Annotated in this window: 17 protein-coding genes and 2 pseudogenes; 11 read left to right on the top strand and 8 right to left on the bottom strand. The window is 68.6% G+C overall.

Translation table 11 applies throughout. From position 1 onward, the window contains the following. The first annotated feature begins 935 nt into the window (after positions 1 to 935). Both nhaA and ACZ6SA_RS44900 read left to right on the top strand, forming a co-directional pair. Positions 936 to 2,351, top strand: coding sequence for a Na+/H+ antiporter NhaA (gene nhaA, locus ACZ6SA_RS44895; RefSeq protein WP_465835280.1), 1,416 nt, complete (start codon positions 936 to 938; stop codon positions 2,349 to 2,351). Positions 2,352 to 2,553: 202 nt separating this feature from the next. Then, positions 2,554 to 3,789, top strand: coding sequence for a PucR family transcriptional regulator (locus ACZ6SA_RS44900; RefSeq protein WP_465835320.1), 1,236 nt, complete (start codon positions 2,554 to 2,556; stop codon positions 3,787 to 3,789). Here the strand turns inward: ACZ6SA_RS44900 and ACZ6SA_RS44905 are convergent. After that, a complete protein-coding gene (locus ACZ6SA_RS44905) occupies positions 3,746 to 4,243 on the bottom strand; it encodes a CBS domain-containing protein (RefSeq protein WP_465835282.1) in 498 nt (165 codons plus the stop codon). The two genes, ACZ6SA_RS44900 and ACZ6SA_RS44905, sit on opposite strands and share 44 nt — an antisense overlap. Positions 4,244 to 4,792: 549 nt before the next feature. Between ACZ6SA_RS44905 and ACZ6SA_RS44910 the strand changes: the two genes are divergently transcribed. From ACZ6SA_RS44910 to ACZ6SA_RS44920, 3 genes are all read left to right on the top strand, one after another. Beyond that, positions 4,793 to 4,915, top strand: a complete 123-nt coding sequence (locus tag ACZ6SA_RS44910; RefSeq protein WP_465835284.1) for a hypothetical protein — start codon at positions 4,793 to 4,795, stop codon at positions 4,913 to 4,915. Positions 4,916 to 5,882: 967 nt separating this feature from the next. Further along, positions 5,883 to 6,404, top strand: coding sequence for a MarR family winged helix-turn-helix transcriptional regulator (locus ACZ6SA_RS44915; RefSeq protein ID WP_465835286.1), 522 nt, complete (start codon positions 5,883 to 5,885; stop codon positions 6,402 to 6,404). Next, positions 6,310 to 8,700, top strand: a complete 2,391-nt coding sequence (locus tag ACZ6SA_RS44920; RefSeq protein WP_465835287.1) for a PEP/pyruvate-binding domain-containing protein — start codon at positions 6,310 to 6,312, stop codon at positions 8,698 to 8,700. Before ACZ6SA_RS44915 ends, ACZ6SA_RS44920 begins: the two co-directional genes overlap by 95 nt. Before the next feature lie 266 nt (positions 8,701 to 8,966). Here the strand turns inward: ACZ6SA_RS44920 and ACZ6SA_RS44925 are convergent, their stop codons facing one another. The 5 genes from ACZ6SA_RS44925 to ACZ6SA_RS44945 form a co-directional block, all read right to left on the bottom strand. Next, a complete protein-coding gene (locus tag ACZ6SA_RS44925; RefSeq protein ID WP_465835289.1) occupies positions 8,967 to 9,671 on the bottom strand; it encodes a nitroreductase in 705 nt (234 codons plus the stop codon). 5 nt (positions 9,672 to 9,676) lie between these two features. Then, a complete protein-coding gene (locus tag ACZ6SA_RS44930) occupies positions 9,677 to 10,015 on the bottom strand; it encodes a hypothetical protein (RefSeq protein WP_465835291.1) in 339 nt (112 codons plus the stop codon). Between the two features lie 161 nt (positions 10,016 to 10,176). After that, positions 10,177 to 11,733 (bottom strand): ABC transporter permease, encoded by a 1,557-nt coding sequence (locus tag ACZ6SA_RS44935; RefSeq protein WP_465835293.1) that lies wholly within the window; start codon positions 11,731 to 11,733, stop codon positions 10,177 to 10,179. Next, positions 11,730 to 12,602 (bottom strand): ABC transporter ATP-binding protein, encoded by an 873-nt coding sequence (locus ACZ6SA_RS44940; RefSeq protein WP_465835295.1) that lies wholly within the window; start codon positions 12,600 to 12,602, stop codon positions 11,730 to 11,732. The genes ACZ6SA_RS44935 and ACZ6SA_RS44940 overlap by 4 nt, the downstream gene beginning before the upstream one ends. Continuing rightward, a complete protein-coding gene (locus tag ACZ6SA_RS44945; RefSeq protein ID WP_347648638.1) occupies positions 12,595 to 13,269 on the bottom strand; it encodes a TetR/AcrR family transcriptional regulator in 675 nt (224 codons plus the stop codon). The genes ACZ6SA_RS44940 and ACZ6SA_RS44945 overlap by 8 nt, the downstream gene beginning before the upstream one ends. Before the next feature lie 410 nt (positions 13,270 to 13,679). Here ACZ6SA_RS44945 and ACZ6SA_RS44950 point away from each other — a divergent pair, with 410 nt between their 5' ends. Together ACZ6SA_RS44950 and ACZ6SA_RS44955 are read left to right on the top strand one after the other, a co-directional pair. Beyond that, positions 13,680 to 13,841, top strand: a complete 162-nt coding sequence (locus ACZ6SA_RS44950; RefSeq protein ID WP_465835297.1) for a hypothetical protein — start codon at positions 13,680 to 13,682, stop codon at positions 13,839 to 13,841. 679 nt (positions 13,842 to 14,520) lie between these two features. Next, the gene (locus ACZ6SA_RS44955; protein WP_347648669.1) at positions 14,521 to 15,231 is read left to right on the top strand and encodes a DUF2306 domain-containing protein; all 711 of its coding nucleotides are present in this window, start codon (positions 14,521 to 14,523) and stop codon (positions 15,229 to 15,231) included. Positions 15,232 to 15,718: 487 nt separating this feature from the next. On the opposite strand, the gene ACZ6SA_RS44960 is transcribed toward ACZ6SA_RS44955, so the two are convergent. After that, positions 15,719 to 15,994, bottom strand: coding sequence for a hypothetical protein (locus ACZ6SA_RS44960; RefSeq protein ID WP_465835299.1), 276 nt, complete (start codon positions 15,992 to 15,994; stop codon positions 15,719 to 15,721). A gap of 131 nt (positions 15,995 to 16,125) precedes the next feature. Between ACZ6SA_RS44960 and ACZ6SA_RS44965 the strand changes: the two genes are divergently transcribed. Beyond that, a complete protein-coding gene (locus tag ACZ6SA_RS44965) occupies positions 16,126 to 17,451 on the top strand; it encodes an ISL3 family transposase (protein WP_465835301.1) in 1,326 nt (441 codons plus the stop codon). A gap of 1,730 nt (positions 17,452 to 19,181) precedes the next feature. Then, a pseudogene (locus ACZ6SA_RS44970) lies at positions 19,182 to 19,295 on the top strand (ester cyclase); the annotation flags it as partial. Between the two features lie 42 nt (positions 19,296 to 19,337). On the opposite strand, the gene ACZ6SA_RS44975 reads toward ACZ6SA_RS44970, so the two are convergent. Then, on the bottom strand, positions 19,338 to 20,816 hold the full coding sequence (locus ACZ6SA_RS44975) for an MFS transporter (RefSeq protein WP_465835303.1): 1,479 nt from the start codon (positions 20,814 to 20,816) through the stop codon (positions 19,338 to 19,340). A gap of 65 nt (positions 20,817 to 20,881) precedes the next feature. Between ACZ6SA_RS44975 and ACZ6SA_RS44980 the strand changes: the two genes are divergently transcribed. Both ACZ6SA_RS44980 and ACZ6SA_RS44985 read left to right on the top strand, forming a co-directional pair. Next, positions 20,882 to 21,898 carry a helix-turn-helix transcriptional regulator gene (locus ACZ6SA_RS44980; RefSeq protein ID WP_347648642.1) on the top strand — a complete coding sequence of 339 codons (1,017 nt, stop codon included), beginning with the start codon at positions 20,882 to 20,884 and terminating at the stop codon, positions 21,896 to 21,898. Next, positions 21,895 to 22,299, top strand: a pseudogene (locus ACZ6SA_RS44985) (recombinase family protein); the annotation flags it as partial. The gene ACZ6SA_RS44980 and the pseudogene ACZ6SA_RS44985, both read left to right, overlap by 4 nt. Positions 22,300 to 22,328: the final 29 nt, after the last annotated feature.

The following is a 22,328-nucleotide window of genomic DNA, read 5'->3' on the forward strand; positions in this document are numbered from 1 at the left end:
ATCGCGGACAGCGCTCCAGCGTTGCCCGGCCGCCCCGCTGCCGGAGGTAGCCGCAGGGATCAGCGCGGCCGTGCACGCCTTCCGCCTCAAGGCCCTGTCGGCCGGTTCAGTGGAGTAGTGGCGGGCGTGCGGCAGGCGCTGCGCAACAGCGCCGCGATGGTCTGCTCCCACGGTTCGCACCGACGCCGGTGTCGATCTCGGTCTCGTGGCCGCGGATCACGGTGGCATCGCACAGATGGGCGGCGCGATGCAGAGACCCCGCAGGCGCGAGCCAAGATGCAGGAGATCATCTCGCTGCGGTACCCACGATCTGTCCCGGGCCGCCGTCGGGCCGGCCGTGGCCGAGCGGGACTGCGGAAGTTGCCGTTGTGCGGCAACGTACTACCCGTCAGGGCTGCGGCCGGTAGTCCTAGTCGTATGTCGCGTTCTCCCGGCAGTCTTCGGTTGGGGACAACAGCCGGGGGTGAAACTGTGCTGGAGAAAACTGCTGTGACGGTTCGGACGTCACGGTGTGGCGAGGCGCATTGGGCCGCGCATGGCAAGAGGCGGATGGATCTCATCCAGTGGGGCCATGTCGGCGTCGTGAGGGCCCATGACAGCTTCGACATCAGCAGGGGCGGCACCTTCACTGTTGATGCGGTCCCGTTGATCCTGGGTGAGATTCGACGGCACCTCCGCGCGTGGCGTCGTTGTCGCGGTGCATGGCCACCGACGCCGGCCGGGGCTCGCACCGCAATGTGGCGTCTGCCAGGTGCACGTGTCGCGAGTGCAGGCGAGGGTGTGGTCGCACCTGCGTGAACGTCTGCAGCCGCGTGAGCCGATGCGGCGCCGGCACCGAGCCGGGCCGCTTGCGGCGACGACCTTGAAGCGGTCGCAACGTTTCGGCTCGGTCGCAGGAGGACGAGGTCCCGCCTGCCGTACAACGTGGAGTATTCATGACTGGCCCCGCGCGTAGCGCACCCCGCCTGTTCGGACGGCGCTCCTGGGCTGAAGCCCGTCGCATCGCAGACATTCTCCGCAAGGAGACCATCGGCGGCGCCCTGCTGCTGGCGGGTGCGGCACTGGCCATGGCGTGCGCCAACTCCCCGTGGTCAGCCGCCTATGAGGAGGTCCGCAGCTTCACCATCGGCCCTGCCTGGCTGCACCTGAACCTCGACATGGCCACCTGGGCAGCTGACGGGCTGCTGGCGATCTTCTTCTTCGTGGCCGGCCTGGAACTCAAACGCGAGTTCGTCGCCGGGGATCTGCGCCAGCCGCGGCGGGCCGCGGTGCCGGTCGCCGCCGCCCTCGGAGGCGTGATCGTCCCGGCCGCGCTCTATCTGTTGCTCACCCGGAACGTCGACGGCGCCGCCGCAGGTTGGGCGATCCCCACCGCGACCGACATCGCCTTCGCGCTGGCGGTGCTCGCGGTGATCGGCCGATTCCTGCCCGCGGCGCTGCGCACGTTCCTGCTGACCCTGGCCGTGGTCGATGACCTGCTGGCGATCGTCATCATCGCCGTCTTCTACACCAGCGACCTCGCGCTGATGCCGTTGCTGGTGGCGCTGATTCCACTGGCGATCTTCACTGTGCTGGTGCAGCACCGGCTGCGTTCCTGGTGGCTGCTGCTGCCGCTGGCGATAACGGTCTGGGCTCTGGTGCACGCCTCGGGCGTGCATGCCACCGTCGCCGGCGTGCTGCTGGGCTTCGCCGTGCCGGTCATGCGCAGCCGGCGCGCGGGCGGGCCGGAAACCGGGCCGGGATTGGCCGAGCACTTCGAGCACCGGTTCAGGCCGCTCTCAGCCGGGGTGGCGGTGCCCTTGTTCGCGTTCTTGTCGGCGGGCGTGCAGCTGGGTGGGCTGAACGGTGCCTTCACCGCCCTGAGCGACCCGGTCGCCCTTGGCATCGTGGTCGGTCTGGTCGTCGGCAAACCCATCGGGATCATGGCCGCGACCTGGCTGGTGGCTCGGTTCACCCGTGCTCACCTCGACGAGGGGTTGAGTTGGGTCGATGTGCTGGGGTTGTCGATTCTGGCCGGCATCGGCTTCACAGTGTCGCTGCTCATCGGCGACCTGGCCTTCGGCGCCGGTGGCGCGCGCGGCGACTACGTCAAGATAGCCGTGCTCGGCGGCTCTGTCGCCGCAGCGCTGCTGGCGTCTGTGATCTTGCGCCTGCGTAACCGTGTCTACCGGCGCCTGCACGAGGCCGAGACCGCAGACCAGGACGGTGACAGCATTCCTGATGTCTATCAGAGCCACGTCGCTCCCCTGGACCACCATGTCGATCATGGCAACCGCGCCGGCCGTCACCATCCTGCCCACCACGGTCGCGTGAACCATGCGCGGCACGGGCAACGGAACAAGCCGGTGTGACCCTCAATCCGTGTGCAGCACGTGGCCGTGGTCGCCGGCATAGGCGTGAGACCCGCCGCAGGGACCAGCCATTCCAGACCGCTTCTTCTCCGGTTGATCGCTGCAACTCCCATTGCCGGACTTCGGTAAGCAGGAACCGACAAATCTGCCTATAGCCATCCTTATCTTGCCGAACAGTCCCATTTCGGGAGAATCTGGAACTATGACTGATTGCTGGGACAGGGAACATCAGCACGGCACCGGCGGACACGCGGATCACTTGCCTTTCGCTGAGATCGCCGCTCGTGCCAGCGCTGACGCCGGGGGTGTTCCTGCCCAGTGGCTGAGGGACTATCTCCCACTGCTGGCCGACGTCAGTCGGACCGGGCGACGCCCAGGAGCGGCCGCGCTGGCCCGCATGCGGGAATGTGGTGGGACCGCGGCGCGGGACGGCGTGCCCCTGCGCGCCATCATCGATGTGCACCTGAGCGCGACATGGCTGGCGTGGCCCGCTCTGCCAGGCATCGTCCGAAGCAGGCGGGCGGAGGAGCTCCGGTCCGCCGGGGAAGCGGTCTTCAAGGCCGCGGACCGGTCGATCGTGGCTTTGGTGGAGGGTTACGAGGCGGCCCAGCGCCTGATGATCCGCCGCGAGGAGGCACTTCGCCGGGAGTTCATCGACGACCTGCTCCACGGACGCCGTGACGTGGGTGCCCTCGCCGAGCGAGCGGAGCGCTTCGGGCTGCGCCTCGCCGGCGCCCACGTGGTCGCCATCGCCGCGGCCGGACAACCCTTCTTCGACGGCGGGCCAGTCTCACGTCACGTGGAAGCGTCCCTGCTGTCCCGGTTCAGCCTGCGTGACATCCTGATCGCCACCAAGGAAGGCCTGCTGGTCTGCATATCCTCCGGCTACGTGAAAGGCGTGAGCGAAGCCTTCAGCGCGGCGGTGCAGGAGATGATGAACGGCGACCCCTCGCTACGGATCGGCGTGGGCCGCACCCACCACGGTTTCGGCGGCGTGGTGCGCTCCTTCGAGGAAGCCCGGAGCGTGGTGTCGTTCGCCCACCGCCTGGAACTCCCCGAGCGGATCCTGCATGCGTCCGACCTGCTCGTTCTGCAGGTGCTGCTGAGGGACAACGCGGCGATCAGCGAACTGGTCGAAGCCGTCCTCGGCCCGTTGCGGACCGCCAGAGGAGGCCCCGGTGCGCTGCTGGAAACGCTGTTCGCCTACTTCGCCGCCCAGGGCGTGGCAACGACGACGGCACGCCGCCTGCACATCGGCGTGCGTACGGTGACCTATCGCCTGCAGCGAATCCGCGAGCTCACCGGCTATGACCTGAACAACCCGATACAGCGACACGCGCTCGAGACGGCGACTCTCGGCGCGCGGCTGCTGGGCTGGCCTGGTGAGGGGGCCATCATGAGCGGCACCCGGACCCCTGCCCCAAGGAGCCCTCGCTGAGGGCCTGCAAGAGCCGCGCGAGCAGACGGTTCGCACAGATCACGTTGGAGCCGGCACCGGCGTCCGACACCGTGGCCAGCGGGCTACGCTGTCGCGTCATCGCGGTGACTATCTCCAAGGTCGTGGCGTGGCCCGGTACGCGGCAAAGTTCCCGGCTGGGCAGCGCGGAAAGCAGGTCGCCGATCGGGCGCTGGAGCGCCTCGGTCAGGATGCGCTCGCCGGTCTCGTCCGGGAATACCTTCGCCAGGTTCGGGCTCTCACGAAACGGCCACGGAAGCAGCAGATCGAGCACCCTCGGCAGCGAGAGCGTCGCCTGGGAACGCCCGGAGAAGTCCAGGATCACGACTCCGGGAAGATTGCCGCGGACCATGACCGCCAGCACGTCCATCAATCTCGCGTCGGACCGCATGGCCGGAAAATCGTGCGCCAGGTCCCGGGCGATCATATGAATCATCCCCTCACCCGTATGAAGCTTTCAGTTTCGATGCTGACAAGCCTTGGCGGGAGGACAATGTACGTGCCGGACCAGTATGAACCTCAATTCTTGCCGTCAAGCGGCAAAGTCCAACCAGGAGTACAGCACGCGGGCCGTGTGCCAGGTGAGTCTCCCGTCGGCCGCAACGTAGCGAGGGCCGCCACGGTGGAGGACAGTGGACGGATGCTGACGATCGAACCCGCCGGGCTGACCAAGCGTTACCGGGATGTGGTCGCGGTCGACGAGCTCAGCCTGCAGGTCGCCCCCGGTGACATCTAATGCGCTGGTCGGTCCGAACGGTGCGGGCAAGACCACACGGTCGAGTCTCTCAAGGGGCTGGCCGAGAGGATCAGCGCCTGGCGCTGGAGACGAGCACCAGGACGGGCCGCTGCCCGCTGTCAGCAATCACATGAACACGCTAAGTGAGTTGCCCAGCCTCCGGCTGCTGCTACTTCTCACCGACATTCCGGGCCCGAGCAGCCCTCGAGTGCTGTCCAAACTGACCCGACAAACGCTGCTGCTGCTCACATGCCAAATCAGCCGCCCTGGGTGGGTCACGCGGGCGCGGTCCTGCTGCACACGCTCGCCGATCGGGTGGGGCTGACCGCAGCGCTCGGCGGACTGTGGCCGGGCAGGCAAAGCACGACCTGATGTGACCGCGCTCACGTCACGGTCACCCTGGCCGCAGCGATCACGTGCGGCGCGTGGAGCCTGCTGGAGGCCGAACGGCTGCAAGCCCACCACGCTGTGTTGTTCGGCGCAGCACTGTCGGACTCCACCATTCACCGCACACTCGCCGACCTGGACGAGCCGCGATCTCCTGCCCAACCCGAGCGTCCCAGCCCTTCAATCATCCTGACAGAGAAACCCGGCCATCGATTCGTTCGGATTGATCCGAACTTTGGTCACTGATCGTGCTCAATGCCGACGGCCGCGATCAGCGCGGCCTTCCCTGAGCAGGCTCGGGGAGGCCGCCGCCACATCGAAGACGCAACGTTGTCGTCGGCTCCGTCCTGTTTCACCGCACGGTTCATCGGATACCTCCGAGGAGATCCCCGCCTTCAGGCGGGGGAGGATGTCAAACAACAGTCCCAGCCCGCAGACGGCCTTCCACCGCAGATCAAACCGCAGCGTAGCGACCGCAGGCGTCATAGGCGATGCCGACGCCCGCTCCGATGCCGGGTTCGGCGATGAGACCGAATCCGGCGCGCGCGCAGGGTCGGCGGCGAGCGCGGGCGGGATGCGGGAGGGTGAGCAGCGCGTGATGGTAGGCGGCTTGGACCGGCGGGATGGAGCCGAGGCGGACAGCTCGCGCCTGAGGTCTCGGCTTAGACACGGTGTTGGATCATGACCACGGACAGTTCGCGGCTCGGTGCCGGCCAGGAGAGGCGGCCTCGGCCGCCGGGCCGGCCACCGAAGCGAAAGCGGCCGGCCCGGCGAACATCGGCAACTACCCTGGCAGACCTCGGGATCGAGGCCACCGCCGGGTTCGGCGTCGACTACACCGGACTGCACGCCACCGACGAACCTCATCGCTGCTGGGGACCCCAGGAGGATGGACGAGCGCCCGCGTACGTGCTAATTTGCCTGCTAGTTAGCATCTAATGCGGAAAAGCAGATGAATACACGTAACCACGTTCAGCAGCTGCTCGCCGCGATGCAACGCGACCTGCTGCCCTCGCTGCTGCACGTCCATGAAGACGACGACCTGCGGCTGATCGACAACGTCATGCTGCAGGTGCTCGACCGCGGTGAGGAGCCCACGGTCAAGGAACTGGCCGCCCTGATCGGCCGTTCCGACTCGCGGACCAGCCGGATCGTCGACGGGCTGGTGCGGCGCGGGCTCGTGGAGCGGTATGAGGACGAGCGGGATCGCCGCGCCCGCAGGATCCGGGTGAGTGAGCAGGGCACCGCGTTGCTGCGACGGATCCGCCGGGTCAGAGTCGATGCGCAGATGCGGCTCTGGGAGCACTTCACCGAGCAGGAGCAGCAGATCGTGCTCCAGGCGCTGGAGCTTTTCGCCAAGGCTGCGAGGAGGGTACGGGATGAAGCTGATCCAACTGTCTCAGATCGACGCCTCGATGGTCGACCTGGTGGGCGGGAAGGCCGCCGGGCTGGGGGAGATGATCAAGGCAGGTGAGCGGGTCCCTGACGGCTTCTGCGTGACCGTCGAAGCCCATGCGACTGGAGAGGTCCCGGCAACAGAGCTGGTCGAGGCCTACGAGCGACTCGGCGGCGGCAAGGTGGCGGTGCGCTCAAGCGCCACCGCCGAAGACCTCCCTCAGGCCAGTTTCGCCGGGCAGCAGGACACCTACCTCAACGTCGAGGGCGGCCAAGCGCTGATCGACGCCGTCCGCCGCTGCTGGGACTCCCTGCACACCGAGCGCGCCGTGTCCTACCGGGCCAACGCCGGCATCGAGGACGCGGCGATGGCCGTCGTGGTGCAGCGGATGGTCGACCCCGAGCGGGCCGGCGTGCTGTTCACGGCCAACCCGATCACCGGGCGTCGCACCCAGATGGTCGTCGACGCCGCGAAAGGACTCGGCACCGCGATCGTCGACGGGACCGTGGTGCCCGACCACTACGAATTCGACGACGATGCCGTCCAGGACGGCTGGCTGGAGGACCTGCGTACGGCAGGACTGCGGTTGCGGGAGCACTTCGGGTCGCCGCAGGACATCGAGTGGGCCATCGATCGAGACGGCACGCTGTGGTTACTGCAGTCCCGCCCGATCACGACCCTGTTCCCGGCGCCGCCCGCGACCGGCCAGCCCCGGCTCTACCTGGAGATCGGACACATCCAGGGCATGCTGCGGCCGATGACCCCGATGGGGGTGTCGATACTCAAGGCCGGCGCCGCCCCGTGGTTCGAAGCGGTCGGCGCGAAGCTCGATCAGCGTGATCCGCTGCCCCGGATGGTTCCCATCGGCGGCAGGCTCTACTTCGACCTGACCGACTTCCTGCGCAACAAGGCGATCCGCGAACGGCTGGGAGCTTCACTGGAGGTGTACGGTCCGCGCGTGCAGGGCGCGGTGCAGCGGATGCTGCACGATCCGCGCTTCGCCCCGCGGCCCGGCCTGCCGTTCAGGATGCGCACGGTCATCAGGGCGACGGCGCTCATCGCGCCCCGAGCCGTCGCCGGGCTCGTCTCCGCCCTGGCCCGGCCGGAGGCCGCGCGGGCCAAGGCCTACCGTGGAGTGGAGAAGATCAGGCGACTGACCGTCCCGCCCGGGAAGAACGCGACCGCCGCCGAGCGGCTGCGCTGGGCGGCGGAGGACGCGCACAAACCGGTCATGACCCTGGACATGCAGGGGATCATGTGGCCGCTGGTCGCCGGCATCATGGCAGGCACCGCTCCGGCCGCTCTGCTCGAGGGCGTGGCCACCGAGGAGGAGCTGGACACCGTTCTCGGCGGCATGCCGTACAACGTGACCACGGAGATGGACCTGGCCCTGTGGAAGCTCGCGGTGAGGGCGCGCGAGCACCGCGACCTGTTCGCGACCACCCCCACGGCTGAGCTCGCCGCCCGCTACCGCGAAGGCGACCTGCCCGACATCGGCATGGCCGCGTTCCTCGACAAGTACGGCATGCGCGCCGCCGCCGAGATCGACGTCGGTACGCCACGGTGGTCGGAGGACCAGGCCCCGCTGTTCTCCACGATCGCCAACTACCTGCGCGTGGACGACCCCGGCCAGGCACCGGACCGGCGGTTCGAGCAGGCAGCGGCGAGAGCCGAGCGGATGCTCACCGCGCTGGCGCGGCGCGCGCGACGCAGACGGCCGATCCGTGGCAGGGTCGCGACCTTCCTCATGCGCAGGTCGCGCGGGCTCACCGGCCTGCGCGAGATCGGCAAGTTCGCCTGGCTGATCCCGCTGCAGGCCGCGCGGAAGCAACTGCTGCTCGTCGGCGAGGAGTTGTTCGAGCGACCGGACGACATCATGTTCCTCGACCTGGTCGAGGCACGCCGGGCCGTTCAGGGCGCGGATCTCCGAGACTTGATCGCGGCCCGTCGGGCCGAGTACGAGCGCGAACTGCGACGGCCCGCCGTACCTGGAGCGCTGCTGTCCGACGGCACCGACGTGGAGGCGCTCGCGCCGCAAGGCCCCGCGGAGGACGGAGTGCTCACCGGCATGGCCGGAGCGGCGGGTCGGGCGACCGGAAGGGCGCGCGTGATCCGCGACCCGGCCGACGCGCACATCGAGCCCGGCGAGATCCTCGTCGCACCCACCACCGACCCCGGCTGGACGCCGCTCTTCCTGACCACGGCGGGCCTGGTCACCGAGACCGGCTCCCCGGTCGCGCACGGCCCGACCGTCGCCAGGGAATACGGCATCCCCGCCGTCATCTGCGTGCGCAACGCCACCCACGAGATCAGAACCGGGCAGCTCATCACCATCGACGGCGCCGCGGGGACCGTGCGCATAGACGAGGGTTGACCAGGGGTTCGATCCGGTCGCCGACTGCTCGGCTTCCCAGGCGGGTCAAGTCTCGCTTGTGAGATGTCCCTTCCGGATGAAGGTGGCGCGCCCCTGCGGCTGTCGCCTTCTCCCGCGCCATGTCCCGGTGCGCCCCCAGCCAGAAGGCCACGCCGCGCGACCCGGCGGAGGCGGATGTCGAAGAGGACGCCCAGGACTGACCCGCCCATCCGCCCCTTGCACCGCGTTACAAGGGTCCGACCCTGCGGATCTTCACCGCCTGGCGATCACACCCCGATGAAGCTCACTGTCTCCATCATGTCCGCCCGCCCTGTACGCAGCCGTGGCACGCCTTCCTTCTCGAACCCCGCTGAGACACCGCAGAACAGTACGAGCCCGTCATCGGCTCCGACCAGCTGGCTGACAGTCTTGCGATACATCGTCCACATCACCTGGGGGCAACTGTGCAACCCTTCCGCTCTCAGCAACAGCATGACCGTCTGCAGGTACATCCCCGCGTCCCCCCACTGTCCGGGCCCCATCGTCCGATCGAGGTAGCAGAACAGTACGACTGGCGCCCCGAACGCCTCCGAGTTCAAGGCAGCGATCTTCTTGGGCCTGTCGGGGTCGTCACGCTCGATTCCCAGCGCTTCGTACCGCTGCGCGGCCGCGGCGGAAAAGCGGTCCAGATACGGCGAGGTCAGTTCGGCCGGGTACATCGGATACTCCCGCTCATCACCCGGGTCTCCCGCCCGGGCCCTGGCCGTCGCGCGCCTTTTGAGTTCGGCCAAGGGCTCGCCGGTCACGACGTACACATGCCACGGCTGGAGATTCCCACTCGACGGAGCTCGCGTCGCTGTCGTCAGCACTCGTTCGAGTATCTCCTTGGGCACCGGCTCATCGCTGAACGCCCGCACGGCCCGGCGACTGTCCACGGCCTCATACACATCCACGTCTTCGCGCCCCTCACTCAAGACGATCAGCTCCTCCACCGTAGTCAGCGGAAAGCGGCGCGTTCCTGGAGGAGGTCGCCGCTCTCCTCGACCGCGAGGCCCTGCTGCTTGATTCGGCACCAGCGGCTGAGGGTTGCAGCCGTGGCAGGCCGTCCGGCAGGACGATCCGGACTCTCTACCCGCCTGGGCTTCCCGCCGCTGAGAGATTCTCCATCCACATCCACCTCGCTGGCTCGCGCTCCTGGCGCGTACGCGCGCACGGTCTGACGTCCTGGCCGCCCGAGTTCGCCGCCCAGGTGCAGGGGGCGATCGAGCGGCATGTGACCGGCCCGCACGACGACGCCACTGGCGGCGCCGAACGGGACGAGCTGCTGCGGCGCCATCCCGACACTGGGCGCCTGGTGCGCGACTGGGCTGCGTTCACCTGCAACTACCCCGCTGATTCCCGCCGCGTGATCGCGGCCAAGCAGCGCGGTGGTCGAGCCGAGCCTTGCCGGTGTCGTCGGAAGCGGCTCCGGTATCCCCTCCTGCTGGGCGGCCGGAGTCACACAGCCAGATCGCGGCGGCGGAGCCCGTACAGGCCCGCTACGGTGAAGCCGGCGGCCACGAGCGTGAGCCCGAGCAGCGTGCCCGTTCCCGGGCTGGCCAGCGTGGAGTAATGGACGTGCGCGAACGGGGAGACCATGAAGAACGAGTCGCTCACCAGCCCGACCTCCCAGCCGACCTCCACGGCGATGGCCAGCACCAAGGCGGTCCACCCCACGACCGCTCCGGCTCGCCGGAACAGCCCGAAGGCCGCCACGGCGATCCCGGCCATCACCCAGACGCCGGGCAGGAGGGTCGTGGTGATGGCCAGCCCACCGGCGAAGTCACCGCTGCCAAGGCCCAGCGCGAGGCCGGCGATCACCAGAACGGCGGCAGGCACCGCAACCGCGAACACGAGATGGCTGACCACCCAGCGCGTCCGGCTCACGGGAAAGGACAGGAAGAGTTCCGTGGCCTCCTCGCCGCGCAGGCGGAGCACCGTCATGATCGAGTACAGGGAGACGGAGTACATCGCCAGCTTGTACACGACGAGGCGGAAGAAGATCTCCGTGGGATCGTCGGTTCCCGTCCGCTCGACCCAGAAATCCAGCGCGCCGCTCTGGGCGAACGTCTCGATGGCGGTCTGCCCGCCCAGCCCGACCGCCGCACCGATGAAGGCGGCACCCGCGACCCACCCCAGTGCCATGCCCCGGTGCATCCGCCACGCCAGCCCGAGCGGCCCGCGCAGGCCGTTCGGCGCATGGGCGGGACCGAGACGCGGCGGCACGACGCCGGCGCCGATGTCCCGGCGGGCCGACAGCGCGTAGGCCAACCCGGTCAAGGCCGCGACGAACACCGCGACCAGCAGGAACACCCACCACCGCTCGCCGCCGAAGGCGTGGGCGCGCAGGATCCACCCGCTCGGCATGAGCCACCCCAGCCATTCCATGCTCGGGCCGCCCACGTCACTGACGCCGCGGATCAGGTAAGCCCCGAAGAACACGGTGAAGGCCGCGGCTCCGGCCACCCGAGCGCTCTGAGTCACCTGCACGGCCACCGCGGCCAGCGCGGCCCCCACCCAGCCGCCCGACGCGGCCATGAGCCCCCAGGCGAGGGACCCGGCCAGGGGAAGCCCGGCGCTCACGCCGACCACGGCGATCAGCACGGCCAGCACCAGGTTCGCACACAGCACGACGGCGAGAGCAGCGGTCAGCGGCGCGTGCCGCCCCACGGCGGCCGAGCCGACGAGCTCGCGCCGCCCCTGCTCCTCGTCGGAGCGGGTGTGCTTGACCAGCAGGATGACACTGGCCAGGGCAGCGAAGATCATGGTGGCGGCGCCCCGCTGCTGAGCGGCGGCCGCGCCCAGGCTGTCGCCGTACGCCGGCCCCTGCATCAGAAGGATCACGGGGTTGGCCGCGATCTCGTTCGCGTAGTGCAGGCGCGCTTCGGGAGTCGGGAGCAACTGGCGGATGGTGGCCACCGTGGTGGTGACGAAGAGGGCGACCAGCAGGAGCCACAGCGGCTGCCAGACGCGGTCGCGGCGCAGGATCAGCCTGATCAGTGTCGGCGTGTTCATCGGTAGTGCCTCATGAACAACTCTTCGAGGGTGGGGGGCTGGGCGGAGATGTCGCGCACGCCGTACTGCGCCAGCCGGGCCAGCACCTCGCCGATGTGGTCGGTGTCGGCCTGGAAGCGTACGCGGCCACCGTCCATGCGGAGGTCGTGGACATGGGGCAGGCCGCCATCCGGCGCCGTGTCCAGCTCCGCCGTGACCGAGATGCGCGTGAGATGGCGCAGCTGCGCGAGCGTGCCGGTCTCCACGATCCGGCCGTCCCGGATGATGCTCACCCGGTCGCAGAGTGCCTCGACCTCGGCGAGGATGTGGCTGGAGAGCAGGACCGTACGGCCGGCGCGCCGCTCCTCGGTGATGACCTCGCGGAAGACCGCTTCCATCAGCGGGTCGAGACCGGAGGTCGGCTCGTCCAGCAGCAGTAACTCGACCTCGGAGGCGAGTGCGGCGATCAGCGCGACCTTCTGCCGGTTGCCCTTGGAATAGGTCCGGGCCTTCTTGCGCGGATCCAGGGCGAAGCGCTCGATCAGCTCGTCGCGCCGCTTGGCGTCGGTGCCGCCGCGCAGGCGGGCGAGCAGGTCGATCACCTCGCCACCGGACAGGCTCGGCCACAGGGTGACGTCGCCGGGGACGTACGCGAGCCGCCGGTGCAGCTCGACGGCCTCGGACCAGGGATCGCCGCCCAGGAGCCGGACCTCGCCGGCGCCCTTGCGCAGCAGGCCGAGGAGGATGCGCAGGGTCGTGGACTTGCCGGCGCCGTTGGGGCCGAGGAAGCCGTGCACCTCTCCTTCCCGCACGGTCATGTCCAGGCCGTCCAGCGCACGGACCCGGCCGAAGTCCTTGATCAGGCGGCGGATCTCGATCACATCAGGCATCGGGGTGCTCCTTCGTGTGAAAGTCGGTGACGGCCTGACGGAGCCGGCTTCCCTGCTCCATGGCGAACCACTCACCCATGTGCGCGTAGACATCGGCCAGGGCGATGCCGATCAGGCTGGAGTGCGCGCGCTGCAACACGTCGACGCCGAGCCGCCGCGACAGATGCTCGTGCAGCACGATCGTGCCCAGATGCATCGCCGCCATCACGACGGCCCGTTCGCGAACCTTCGCTTGGCCGGGAGGGAAGTCATCGGGCCAGGTGGCCGTGAAGAACCGCTCGGCGACCTCGGCGCCTTCGTCGAACACCGCAGCCGCCACCGGGGAGCCCTCGACCAGGGCCCGCGCGAGGTAGCGGACGCTGAGCTCGCTCGCCTCGTACATCCCCCGCAGAAATTCGGGGTCGACGTCGGTCTCTTCCTGGATCTGGCTGGCGGCACCCAGGATGGCGTCGCGGACATGCTGGTCGCAGGCCTCCCGCAGCCCGTCCTTGGAGCCGAAATGGTGCTGCACCAGGCCGACGGAGACGCCCGCAGCGTCGGCGATGTTCTTCAGCGTGGCGGCCTTGACGCCCCGAGCGGCGAACTGGGCCAGCGCGGCGTCTCGGATGCGAGCGCGCGCGGTCAGGTCTTCCTTCGGACGGTCTCCGGCACTTGACGGTATTGACATACTGCGAACCATATCTTCATATTGTCAACCATATCAAGATATTGGCCGATGCCCGCTGGTGACTGCCCCGATGCCTTCATCGGCTCCGGCTCGATCGGTCGCGCCTCCTGCGTGCAGCTTCAAACGCACGACAACGGCACCATCACCACGTCTCCGCCGTGGGCGTTCCCCAGCAGCAACGGGACCTGCCGCTGCACTGACCGGCCGCGCGAGGCAGGCCTAGACACCTACACCGTCGATCGGCTTGGCGGGGTCTCTTCCCGCCCGCGAAGGCGAACCACGACGTGCGAGTACTGAGCGTCACCCGATAGCCGCCACACGGGTGATTGCGCGAGCGCCGCTCGGCTTCGTCAGCGAGCGGCGCCAAGGTCCGCACGACAGGCACGATGAACCGGCGAGCAGATGCGGCCGTGGCCCGACGCCTGAACCGGCTGCACCACATCCCGGCTCGCGCGGTGGAAGCCGCCGTGCTCGCCGTATGGGGCCTGCCGCTGACGGACCGGAGAATCGGCGAACTCCTCGACGACGTCGACGCGCCGCGGCTGCAAGGCCCAGGCCATGCGCCGCTTTGAGTTCGCCGCGGAGGGATCGGAGTTTCGAAACCACTGATAATATGTCTGACATACGATATAACCGTTAGTTAAGAAGAGGCGTTGTGCTGGTCCAATCCCATTCACCATTATGCCTCCAGGGCAGAACGTCCTTATGGTCGCTCCGCGTCCGAGTGGTATTGGCCCTCGCTCCACTCGTTCTCGCCATGCCGGGTAGTGCGCTCGGGGCCCGCGAGCGCACGAACGCCCGCGGGCCCCGAGAAGGTGGTTCCATTCGGGCTGGATGCAGTGAATCGAGTCGCGATAATGCCCCGGGCGGCTAGTCAGCGGTCTCAGATGAAGATCTGCCACCGCCCTGAGATACGCCAATCAAAACGCCGTCACGGGCTGACAACTAAGGGACCGCTTGGGAGCGCGTATGGCAACCACCAAGAACCCCGCCCAGGAAACCAGTCGCACCACGGCCAAGGCGAACAGCTAAGGCGCCGTCCACGGCGCTGGGCTCCTGCAAATCGGCACACCGGGAAGCCAACTGAGCTCAACTCGGTTTGGCGCTCCCATAACACTGTCAAACTCCGCGGTCGGCCATGACCTTGGCCAGCGCATGTACCTGACCCTGACGATTGAAGAGGAGATCAGTCAAATTACCATCACTTCTCCGGCCACGGGCAGCCGCCGGCGGTGGACCTTGTGGGGGTTGATGGCCGTCTCCGCGATCGCCATCGCCGCCTTCGCCGTACCGCCGTACCTGAGCGGTGACCCGGCCAACAGCAATCTCCCGATCAACCCGGACGCGGCGCACCACTTCCTGTCGCTCGTCGTGCACGCCGTTCCGTCCGGCCTGGCACTGGTCATCGGCCCCTTGCAGTTCCTGGCTCCCCTGCGCAACCGTCACCTCAAGGCGCACCGGGTCGCGGGCCGCGTCTACATGATCTCGGTGCTGATCGCCTCGATCGCCGCCTTCTTCGCCGCCACGTTCTCGGTCAGCGGTTTCCCCGCCAAAGTCGCGTTCTACGTGCTCACGGCAGCCTGGTTGTACACGCTGGCCCAGGCCTACCGGTGCGTCCGCCGCGGTGAGGTGCGGCTCCACCAGATCTGGATGATCCGCAACTACGCCCTGACGTTCGCCGCGGTGACCCTGCGCATCTACCTGGTCATCGGCATGGTGGCGCGGAAGCAGTTCACCTGGCTGACATTCGAGGACATCTACACCGCCAGCGTGTGGGCATCCATCCTGATCAACGTCGTCGTGGCCGAATACTTCATCGTCCACGGCATCCTGGCGCTGTCAGGCCGTCGCCGGCGGCGGCACGAGTCCCCATCCTCCACACCTGTCCTCACCGGAGCCGAGGAGAAGGGCGCGCGGAGTCCCGCTGGTCCAGATGGCGGGCCATCCAGTGACCATCGGTGATCTGCCTGATCAGGGGGTACGCGCTTCCCCGTGCGCCGCCCTGCCGGCTCGATCAGCCGTTCTTTCCACGGCCTCGCGGAACTCCAGCGTGCCCGCACCCTCACCTCGCCGGGAGGTCTCGAGGAAGAGCATGGGGCTCGCCCGTGCACACGTACTCGATCGCAGAGCCGAATTCAGACCGGAGCAACTCGGCGAGCTTGCTCAACGCGAACGGAGGCCGATTCCGGTCGGCGAAGGGCATATTGACAAAGGGCCATTCTCAACATAGGCAGCCCGCGGAGAGCGATCAGCAGCCATGTCCCAAGAAAGGATCGGCGGCTTCCCGGCCCCGGCTCGCACCACACGACGGCGGACGCCGGCTTCTCGGCCGCATGGGCGGTGCCGGACAAGGTCAAGAACAGAATGGACGCCGTCAGGGCGGCCACGGCCAGTGCGATGGCCGTCGAATCATCGATTGCCTCCTGTCTCCCTGTGCGCGGGGGCTGTTTCAGCTCGCCGGAGTGCGCGAGCGGCTCGCGAGCGAGTCGCGGTCCCGCGCGAGATCGCAGGCGATCGCGGCGTGGGCCGGGGCTACTTGGCTGTCCTCGAGAATCTCGATGCAGAAGGCATGGACGAGTGAGTTACAGGCGTCGGTCCTGGCCGGCGTCGTCGCATAACCCTGGCTGTTGAGATACGCCAGACATTCCTCTGCCGACTGCGGCGCCGATCCCACGGTTTTCACGGTGGCCGCGGCCGGTAGAGCCGACATGCCCAAGGTGAGCACCGCAAAGCGGGTCTTCGAACTTGATCGGGGTGTGAGGATCCGCCGGCTCCAGAAGGCTTGAGAGGGCTCGTGGCTCTCGGTGATCCTTCTTGTTGTCGAGGCAAGAAGATCACAGCAGAGAAGCCACGAGCATGGTCAACGATACGACGCTGCTGCTCGGCCTGGACGGGGTGACCGTCACGAAGGTCGTCGCCGCAGGTGATGGGCAGCAGGATGGACCGGTGGTGCATCTGGCCACCGCAAATGAACGGGCCAGATGCTGCCCGGAGTGTGGAGTTGCCGCGGTCCGGATGAAGGAATGGGTGACCACCCGCCCGCGGGATCTTCCGGTCGGCGGGCGGCGGTGTGCGTTGCGGTGGCGGAAGCGGCGCTGGTGTTGTGACCAGGCATCCTGCCCGCGTCGGACCTTCACCGAGCAGGTGCCGCAGATCCCCGCGCGATCCCGGCTGACGGTGCGATTACGCCAGGCCGCCGGTGCCGTCGTCGGGGACGGCGGGCGAACGGTGGTTCAATCGGCGCGCGATCACGGGGTGTCCTGGCCGATCGTGTCGGCGGCGTTCATCGAGCACGCCCGCAGGGTGCTGCCCGCCCAGCCGGAGCCGGTCACCGTGCTCGGCATCGACGAGGTGCGCCGTGGCCGTCCTCGCTGGGTGCTGGAGGAGAGCACCGGGACCTGGGCGACGGTGGTGGATCGCTGGCATACCGGTTTCGTGGACCTGTCCGGTGTTCAGGGGCTGCTCGGCCAGGTCGAGGGCCGCACCATCGCCGCAGTGACCAGCTGGCTCGGCCAGCGGGAGGCCTCCTGGCGGGCGCGAGTGGCCTTCGTCGCGATCGACATGTGCACCATCTTCAAGGCCGCCGTACGTGCCGTGTTGCCGAAGGCCACGCTGGTCGTCGACCACTTCCACGTCGTGCAACTGGCCAACACCGCACTCACCGAGGTCCGCCGTCGCCTCACCGTCCAGGTCCGCGGCCGGCGCGGCCGCAAGGGCAACCGCGAGTGGGAGCTACGCAACCGGCTGACCCGCTGCGCGGCCCGGATGCACGGCAACCAGCTCGATCCGATGGTCGATGACCTGCACGCGCTGCCCGCCCAGCTGGGCCGGCCGATCCTGACCGCCTGGAACGCCAAGGAAGACCTGCTGGACCTGCTCGCCCTGGCCCGCACCCATCCCGACCGCACCGTGATCGCCGATCGGCTGTTCCGCTTCTACGACCGCTGCGCCGCCTCTGGCCTGCCCGAACTCGAACGCCTGGCCACCACTGTCGAGACCTGGTGGCCCGAGATCCTGGCCTTCATCCAGACCGGTATCACCAACGCCGGTTCCGAGGGCACCAATCGCGTCATCAAGACCACCGCCCGCGATGCCTACGGCTTCCGCAACACCGAGAATCAACGGCTACGCACACGCTGCGCCACCACCCGACGCGGACGAGGACACCTCAACCCCGCTTAACTTCGAAGAGCCCGCAAAGCTCCCCGCGACGGCGATAGTCTTCAGAACGCTCATGACAATCGAGGCCCCTTTCTACATCGTGGACTGGGAACAGCATGCAGGTCAGGACACGGAGTTGGGCGATTCGACCGATTGATTTCCGTTGTCGCCGAACGTCTTTCACTCCGGGACTTTAGGTCAATACAAGCTGCCACAACCAGGACATCGACCGGACATTTGGCGGACTCAGGACCCCCGGGCTCCGGCAAGGCGCGACCGGTATCCACTCCAAGGACCCCAAGCGGTGCTGGAAGCCGTCTTCCGCCGAACTCGCTGAGCTTCCGCTACAGCAACCCGCGGCCCCTTTCCGGCGTACTCCGGCGGCCCCCGTAGTGCGCACGCGACCGGCTCGACCACCGTGATCTCCTCGCCGCCGCCTTCGGCGGGATGACCGTCGAGCTCGCCCTGCTCGGTCTCGACCGTCCCGACGCCGTGATGCCGCCGCTGCGGGGGTGACAGGGCCGCCGGCTGGGACGCTCTCGCGCCACGTACGAGTGCGCTTCCCCGTCGAGCGAGCCCCGCTACACCCCCGAGCCGGACCAGGTCGGCGGCGGTGAGACTGCCGGAGTCGGTGGTGTGGAGGCAGGCCAGGTCGGCGGCGGGCATGCGCGACATACCAGTCGTGACGGGGACTGCGGTCAGCCGCTCGACCGCTTGGGCGTCGGCGGTGCCGCGCGGACGACGCGCACCGATCTGGGGATGATCCTGCTACGCGTTCGCCATGGGCGACCACGAAGCGCACCGTCGTCACCCAAACGAACGGTGGCTGGGCACCGGCCCGCGGCCCAGCGGGATCACGACTCACGAGCACGCGCGCTCCCACGACGGGGAAGCCCCGTCAGGCGGGTCGACGGCCGGTGGCTCGCCGGGACTTCAGCCACAGTCCGGTCGTGACCGTCCAGGGCATGGCCAGCACGGCCGCCCAGGCGATCGCCTGCCAGACCAGCGGAACCAGCGCCCGGCCCTTCGCGTGCCGTCTCCCGCCTTGCCGACCTGGGCCCCGCCTACGTCAGCGCGGCGTCCGGCGGGCACCATGGCGGAGCGCCTGAGTGACAGGTCCGTCGGCCGACCGCCACACGAAGAGCGTTTGAGCCGCCGTCGAGACCGTGCAGCGCTCGAATACTGACGCTCGTTCGCTGTCGCTCCCGCGACGAAGCAGCCTGGTACGCCGGGACCGCGGCGCCGGTGATCTGCCTCTCCTCGCCGCGCAGGCGGTTCCTGACCCACCGGCTCGAACAACGCCGGGTTTCCCGGCTCCGCGGTGTCCCCGGGGAGGCCACCCGTTCGTCGCCTGGATGTGACGTCCGGTGCTTGGAGCACCTCTCAACGCCCACCTGATCGGTCCGGACGCCGCGCGGATCCTGCCCTCGATGCTGGACGGCCATCGCCACGATGCCGGCCCAGGCGGACACCTTCATGAACCCGAGGAGAGACCACCTGTCGATCATCACCGCGGCGGAACGCAACAAGGAGGCGATCCGCCGCTTCCACGACGCCGTCAGCACCGGCGACGAAGAGGCCATCTCCAGAACGATCGACGAGGACGAGGTCGTCCGGCCGGACGTGCGGATTCGCACGCCGCTGCCGATCGAGACGACGGGGACGTCGGCGATGAAGGAGGTGTTCGCGGTGCTGCGCCGTCCCCGACCTCCACGTCGAGATCGAGGACGTGATCGCGGAAGGGGAACCGGGTCGTCGCCAGGAACACGGTCACCGGGACGCACCGGGGTGAGTACATGGGCGTGCCGCCGACCGGCAGGTCCATCGTCGGGGTTGAGGAACCCAGGAACAGCCATTGGCGGTGAGAATGCGCGCTCAAGATGCCGGTTGACAAGCGGCATGCTTCTCTACTCGGCGTGCTCGGCCGCGGCCTTCGGGAGTGCGAGCATCACGAGTGCCGTGATCAGGTAGAGCGCGGCTGAGACGATCAGGACGATGCCGAGCGCATGACTGTAGTCGGGCAGCGCCGGCGCCCCGGCGGCTGGACCGGTGACGGAGGTGAAGAAGACCGTGCCGAGCACGGCGATGCCGGCGGCGCCGCCGATCTGGTTGACGGTGGACAGCACCCCGCCGGCGGCGCCCGCGTTGCGCCCGGGGACGCCCGCCAGGACGACGTTGACGAGGATCGGCGCGGCGAGACCGAGTCCGAGGCCACCGATGAACAGCGCCAGGGCGAGCAGCCAGTATCCGGGATCGTCGCCGCCCTTGACGACGGACCACAGGACGAGGTGCGATGCCGCGATCGTGAGCGAGCCGGCGACCAGCAGTGTTCTGCCTGCCTTGGCGGCCAGGGCGACGCCGAGGCCGGAGGTGACGATCGAGCCGAGCGCGTACGGGAGGATCACCAGGCCGGTCTCCCACGCGGTCCGGCCGGTCCCGTTCTGCAGGTAGATCGAGAGGGTGAGGAAGTACGACCCGAGGCCGCCGAAGAACAGCACCGAAGCGGCCAGACCGACGGTGAAGGCCCGGATTCTCAGCAGAGCGGGATCGAAGACGGGCTCGTTCCCGCGTCCGGTGAGGCGGCGCTCGTAGGCGAGGAAGATCGCGAGCACGACGAGCCCGGCCGCCAGGAGGGCGTAGCTGCCCCAGGTCCATCCCCAGGTTTCGGCCTGGATGATCGGCAGCAGCAGGAGCAGGATGCCCGTGGCCGCCAGGAGCGCGCCCGCCAGGTCCAGCCGCGCGGTCGAGGTGGAGCGGGACTCCGGCAGCGCCTTCGCGCCGATGACGAGGGCCAGGACCGAGACGGGCACATTGATCCAGAAGATCGTACGCCAGCCCAGGCCGAACAGGTCGGCCTCGACGAGCAGCCCGCCCAGCAGCGGACCCGCGACCGAGGCGAGACCCTGAACCGCTCCGTACGCGCCGAACGCCTTGGCCCGCTCACCCGGCGCGAAGGACGCCCGGATGATCCCGAACACCTGCGGCACCATGATGCCGCCGGTCAGCCCCTGCGCGGCCCGCATGCCGATGAGCATCGCCGGATCGGCGGCCAGCGCGCACAGCGCCGAGGTGAGCATGAACCCGGCCAGCCCGATCAGGAACAGCCGCTTGCGGCCGTACTGATCACCGAGCCGTCCACCGGTGATCAGGCCCGCGCCCAGGGCGAGGGTGTAGGCGGCGATCGTCCACTGGATCTGAGCGTCGCCGGCACCCAGGTCCCGGGCTATCGCCGGGGCCGCGACGGTCACGATTGTCGCATCGAGAAGGTCCATGAAGGACCCGAAGAGCACCACCAGCAGCGCCGCGGTCGCGCCGGCGCCGGCGATGGGTACGGGAGGAACCTCAGGGTTGAGGGTGCCCTTTGGCGGGCTTGGTGAAGCGGTCATGCCGGTCACCCTGTCGGGCATAGTTGCCATCGAGTGACCGCTATCGGCGAGAGAATCGGAGAATCATGGCTGCCACCTCCGCGCGGACGCTCAAACTGCTGTCCATCTTCGGGATCGGCGCGACCCTGACCGCCGAGAAACTCGCCACCCGGCTCGGCACGTCGGTGCGAACCGTGCGCCGCGACATCGACACGCTCCGAGACCTCGGGTACGAGATCGAGGCCATCCGCGGCGCGGGTGGCGGTTATCGGCTCGGTCACGCCGCCCGCCTGCCGCCGGTCGTGTTCGACGAGGACCAGGCCGTCGCCACGGCCGTCGCGCTGCAGACCGTCCCGGCGGTCCTGTCCGGCATCCGCGAGAACGCGGCACGCGCTCTCGCCACGCTGCACCAGGCGATGCCCGCGCGCAGCCGCCTGCACGCCGAAGCGTTCACCGTCTCCTCTGCCCGCAACTATTGGGAGTTCCCCGCCCCGCCGATCGACGCCGAGACCGTCCGCGCCGTCGGCAGCGCGATCAACCGGCAGCACCTCGTACGCGTCGGCTACACCGGTGACGGAGAACCCGTCACGCTCACGCTGGAACCGCACGACCTCGTGGTGTGGGCCGCACGCTGGTACCTGGTCGCCTTCGACCGGGATGCGGGCCGATGGCGCGCCATGCGCATGGATCGCATCCAGGCGCACCTGCCCACGCACACCCCCTTCGACCGGCGCGACATCCCGCACGGCGATCCCGTCACCTTCGTCATGACCGCACCCGACCGCGGAGACGCCGCTGCCGACTGGCCATGCTGCGGCTCGGCCACCCTCGCCCTGCCCGCCTCCACCGTCGCCCGGTTCGCTCCCGGCGGATCAACAGTCAAGTACGACACCGAAACCACTTGCCGCCTCACCCTTGGCGCCTGGTCATGGCCAGGACTCGCCGGCCTGCTCCTCACCTTCGACGCCGACCTCACCGACATCGAACCAGCCGAACTCCGGCAAGCCCTGCGCTCCCTGCGCACCCGGATCAGCAGGGGACTCGGACCCGACGACCTCACCGGTGACCTGCGCACCTCATGTGGAGTGCGGAGGGGTGGATGAACTGGTGTTCCGTAAGGGGACCCCCACCGGAACACCAGCCACCCGGCCAACCGCCCCAGGTCAGGGTGTTCCGTATAGGTGTTCCGCGAACTGTTCCAGTGAAGGCCCCCTATCCGGAACGCTTGGGAGCCGTGAACGGAACCCGCGTCGGCTACGCCCGCTGCTCCACCGACGAGCAAGACGTCGTGATCCAGACCGAGCAACTCCTGACCCTCGGCGTCCCCGAAGACCGCATCTACATCGACCGCGGTTTCTCCGGCACCACCCGCCGCAACCGCGCCGGCCTCGACCAGGCCCTCGCCGCCGTCTGGAATGGGTCGGTGTTCACGGTCACCAAGTTCGACCGGTTCGCTCGCAACATGGCCGAGGCCAACGAGATCCTCACCGACCTGTCCGGACGGGGCGTCCTGTTCGGACTCGGCGGCTCCGT

This window comes from Nonomuraea sp. NPDC049378, assembly GCF_055586745.1.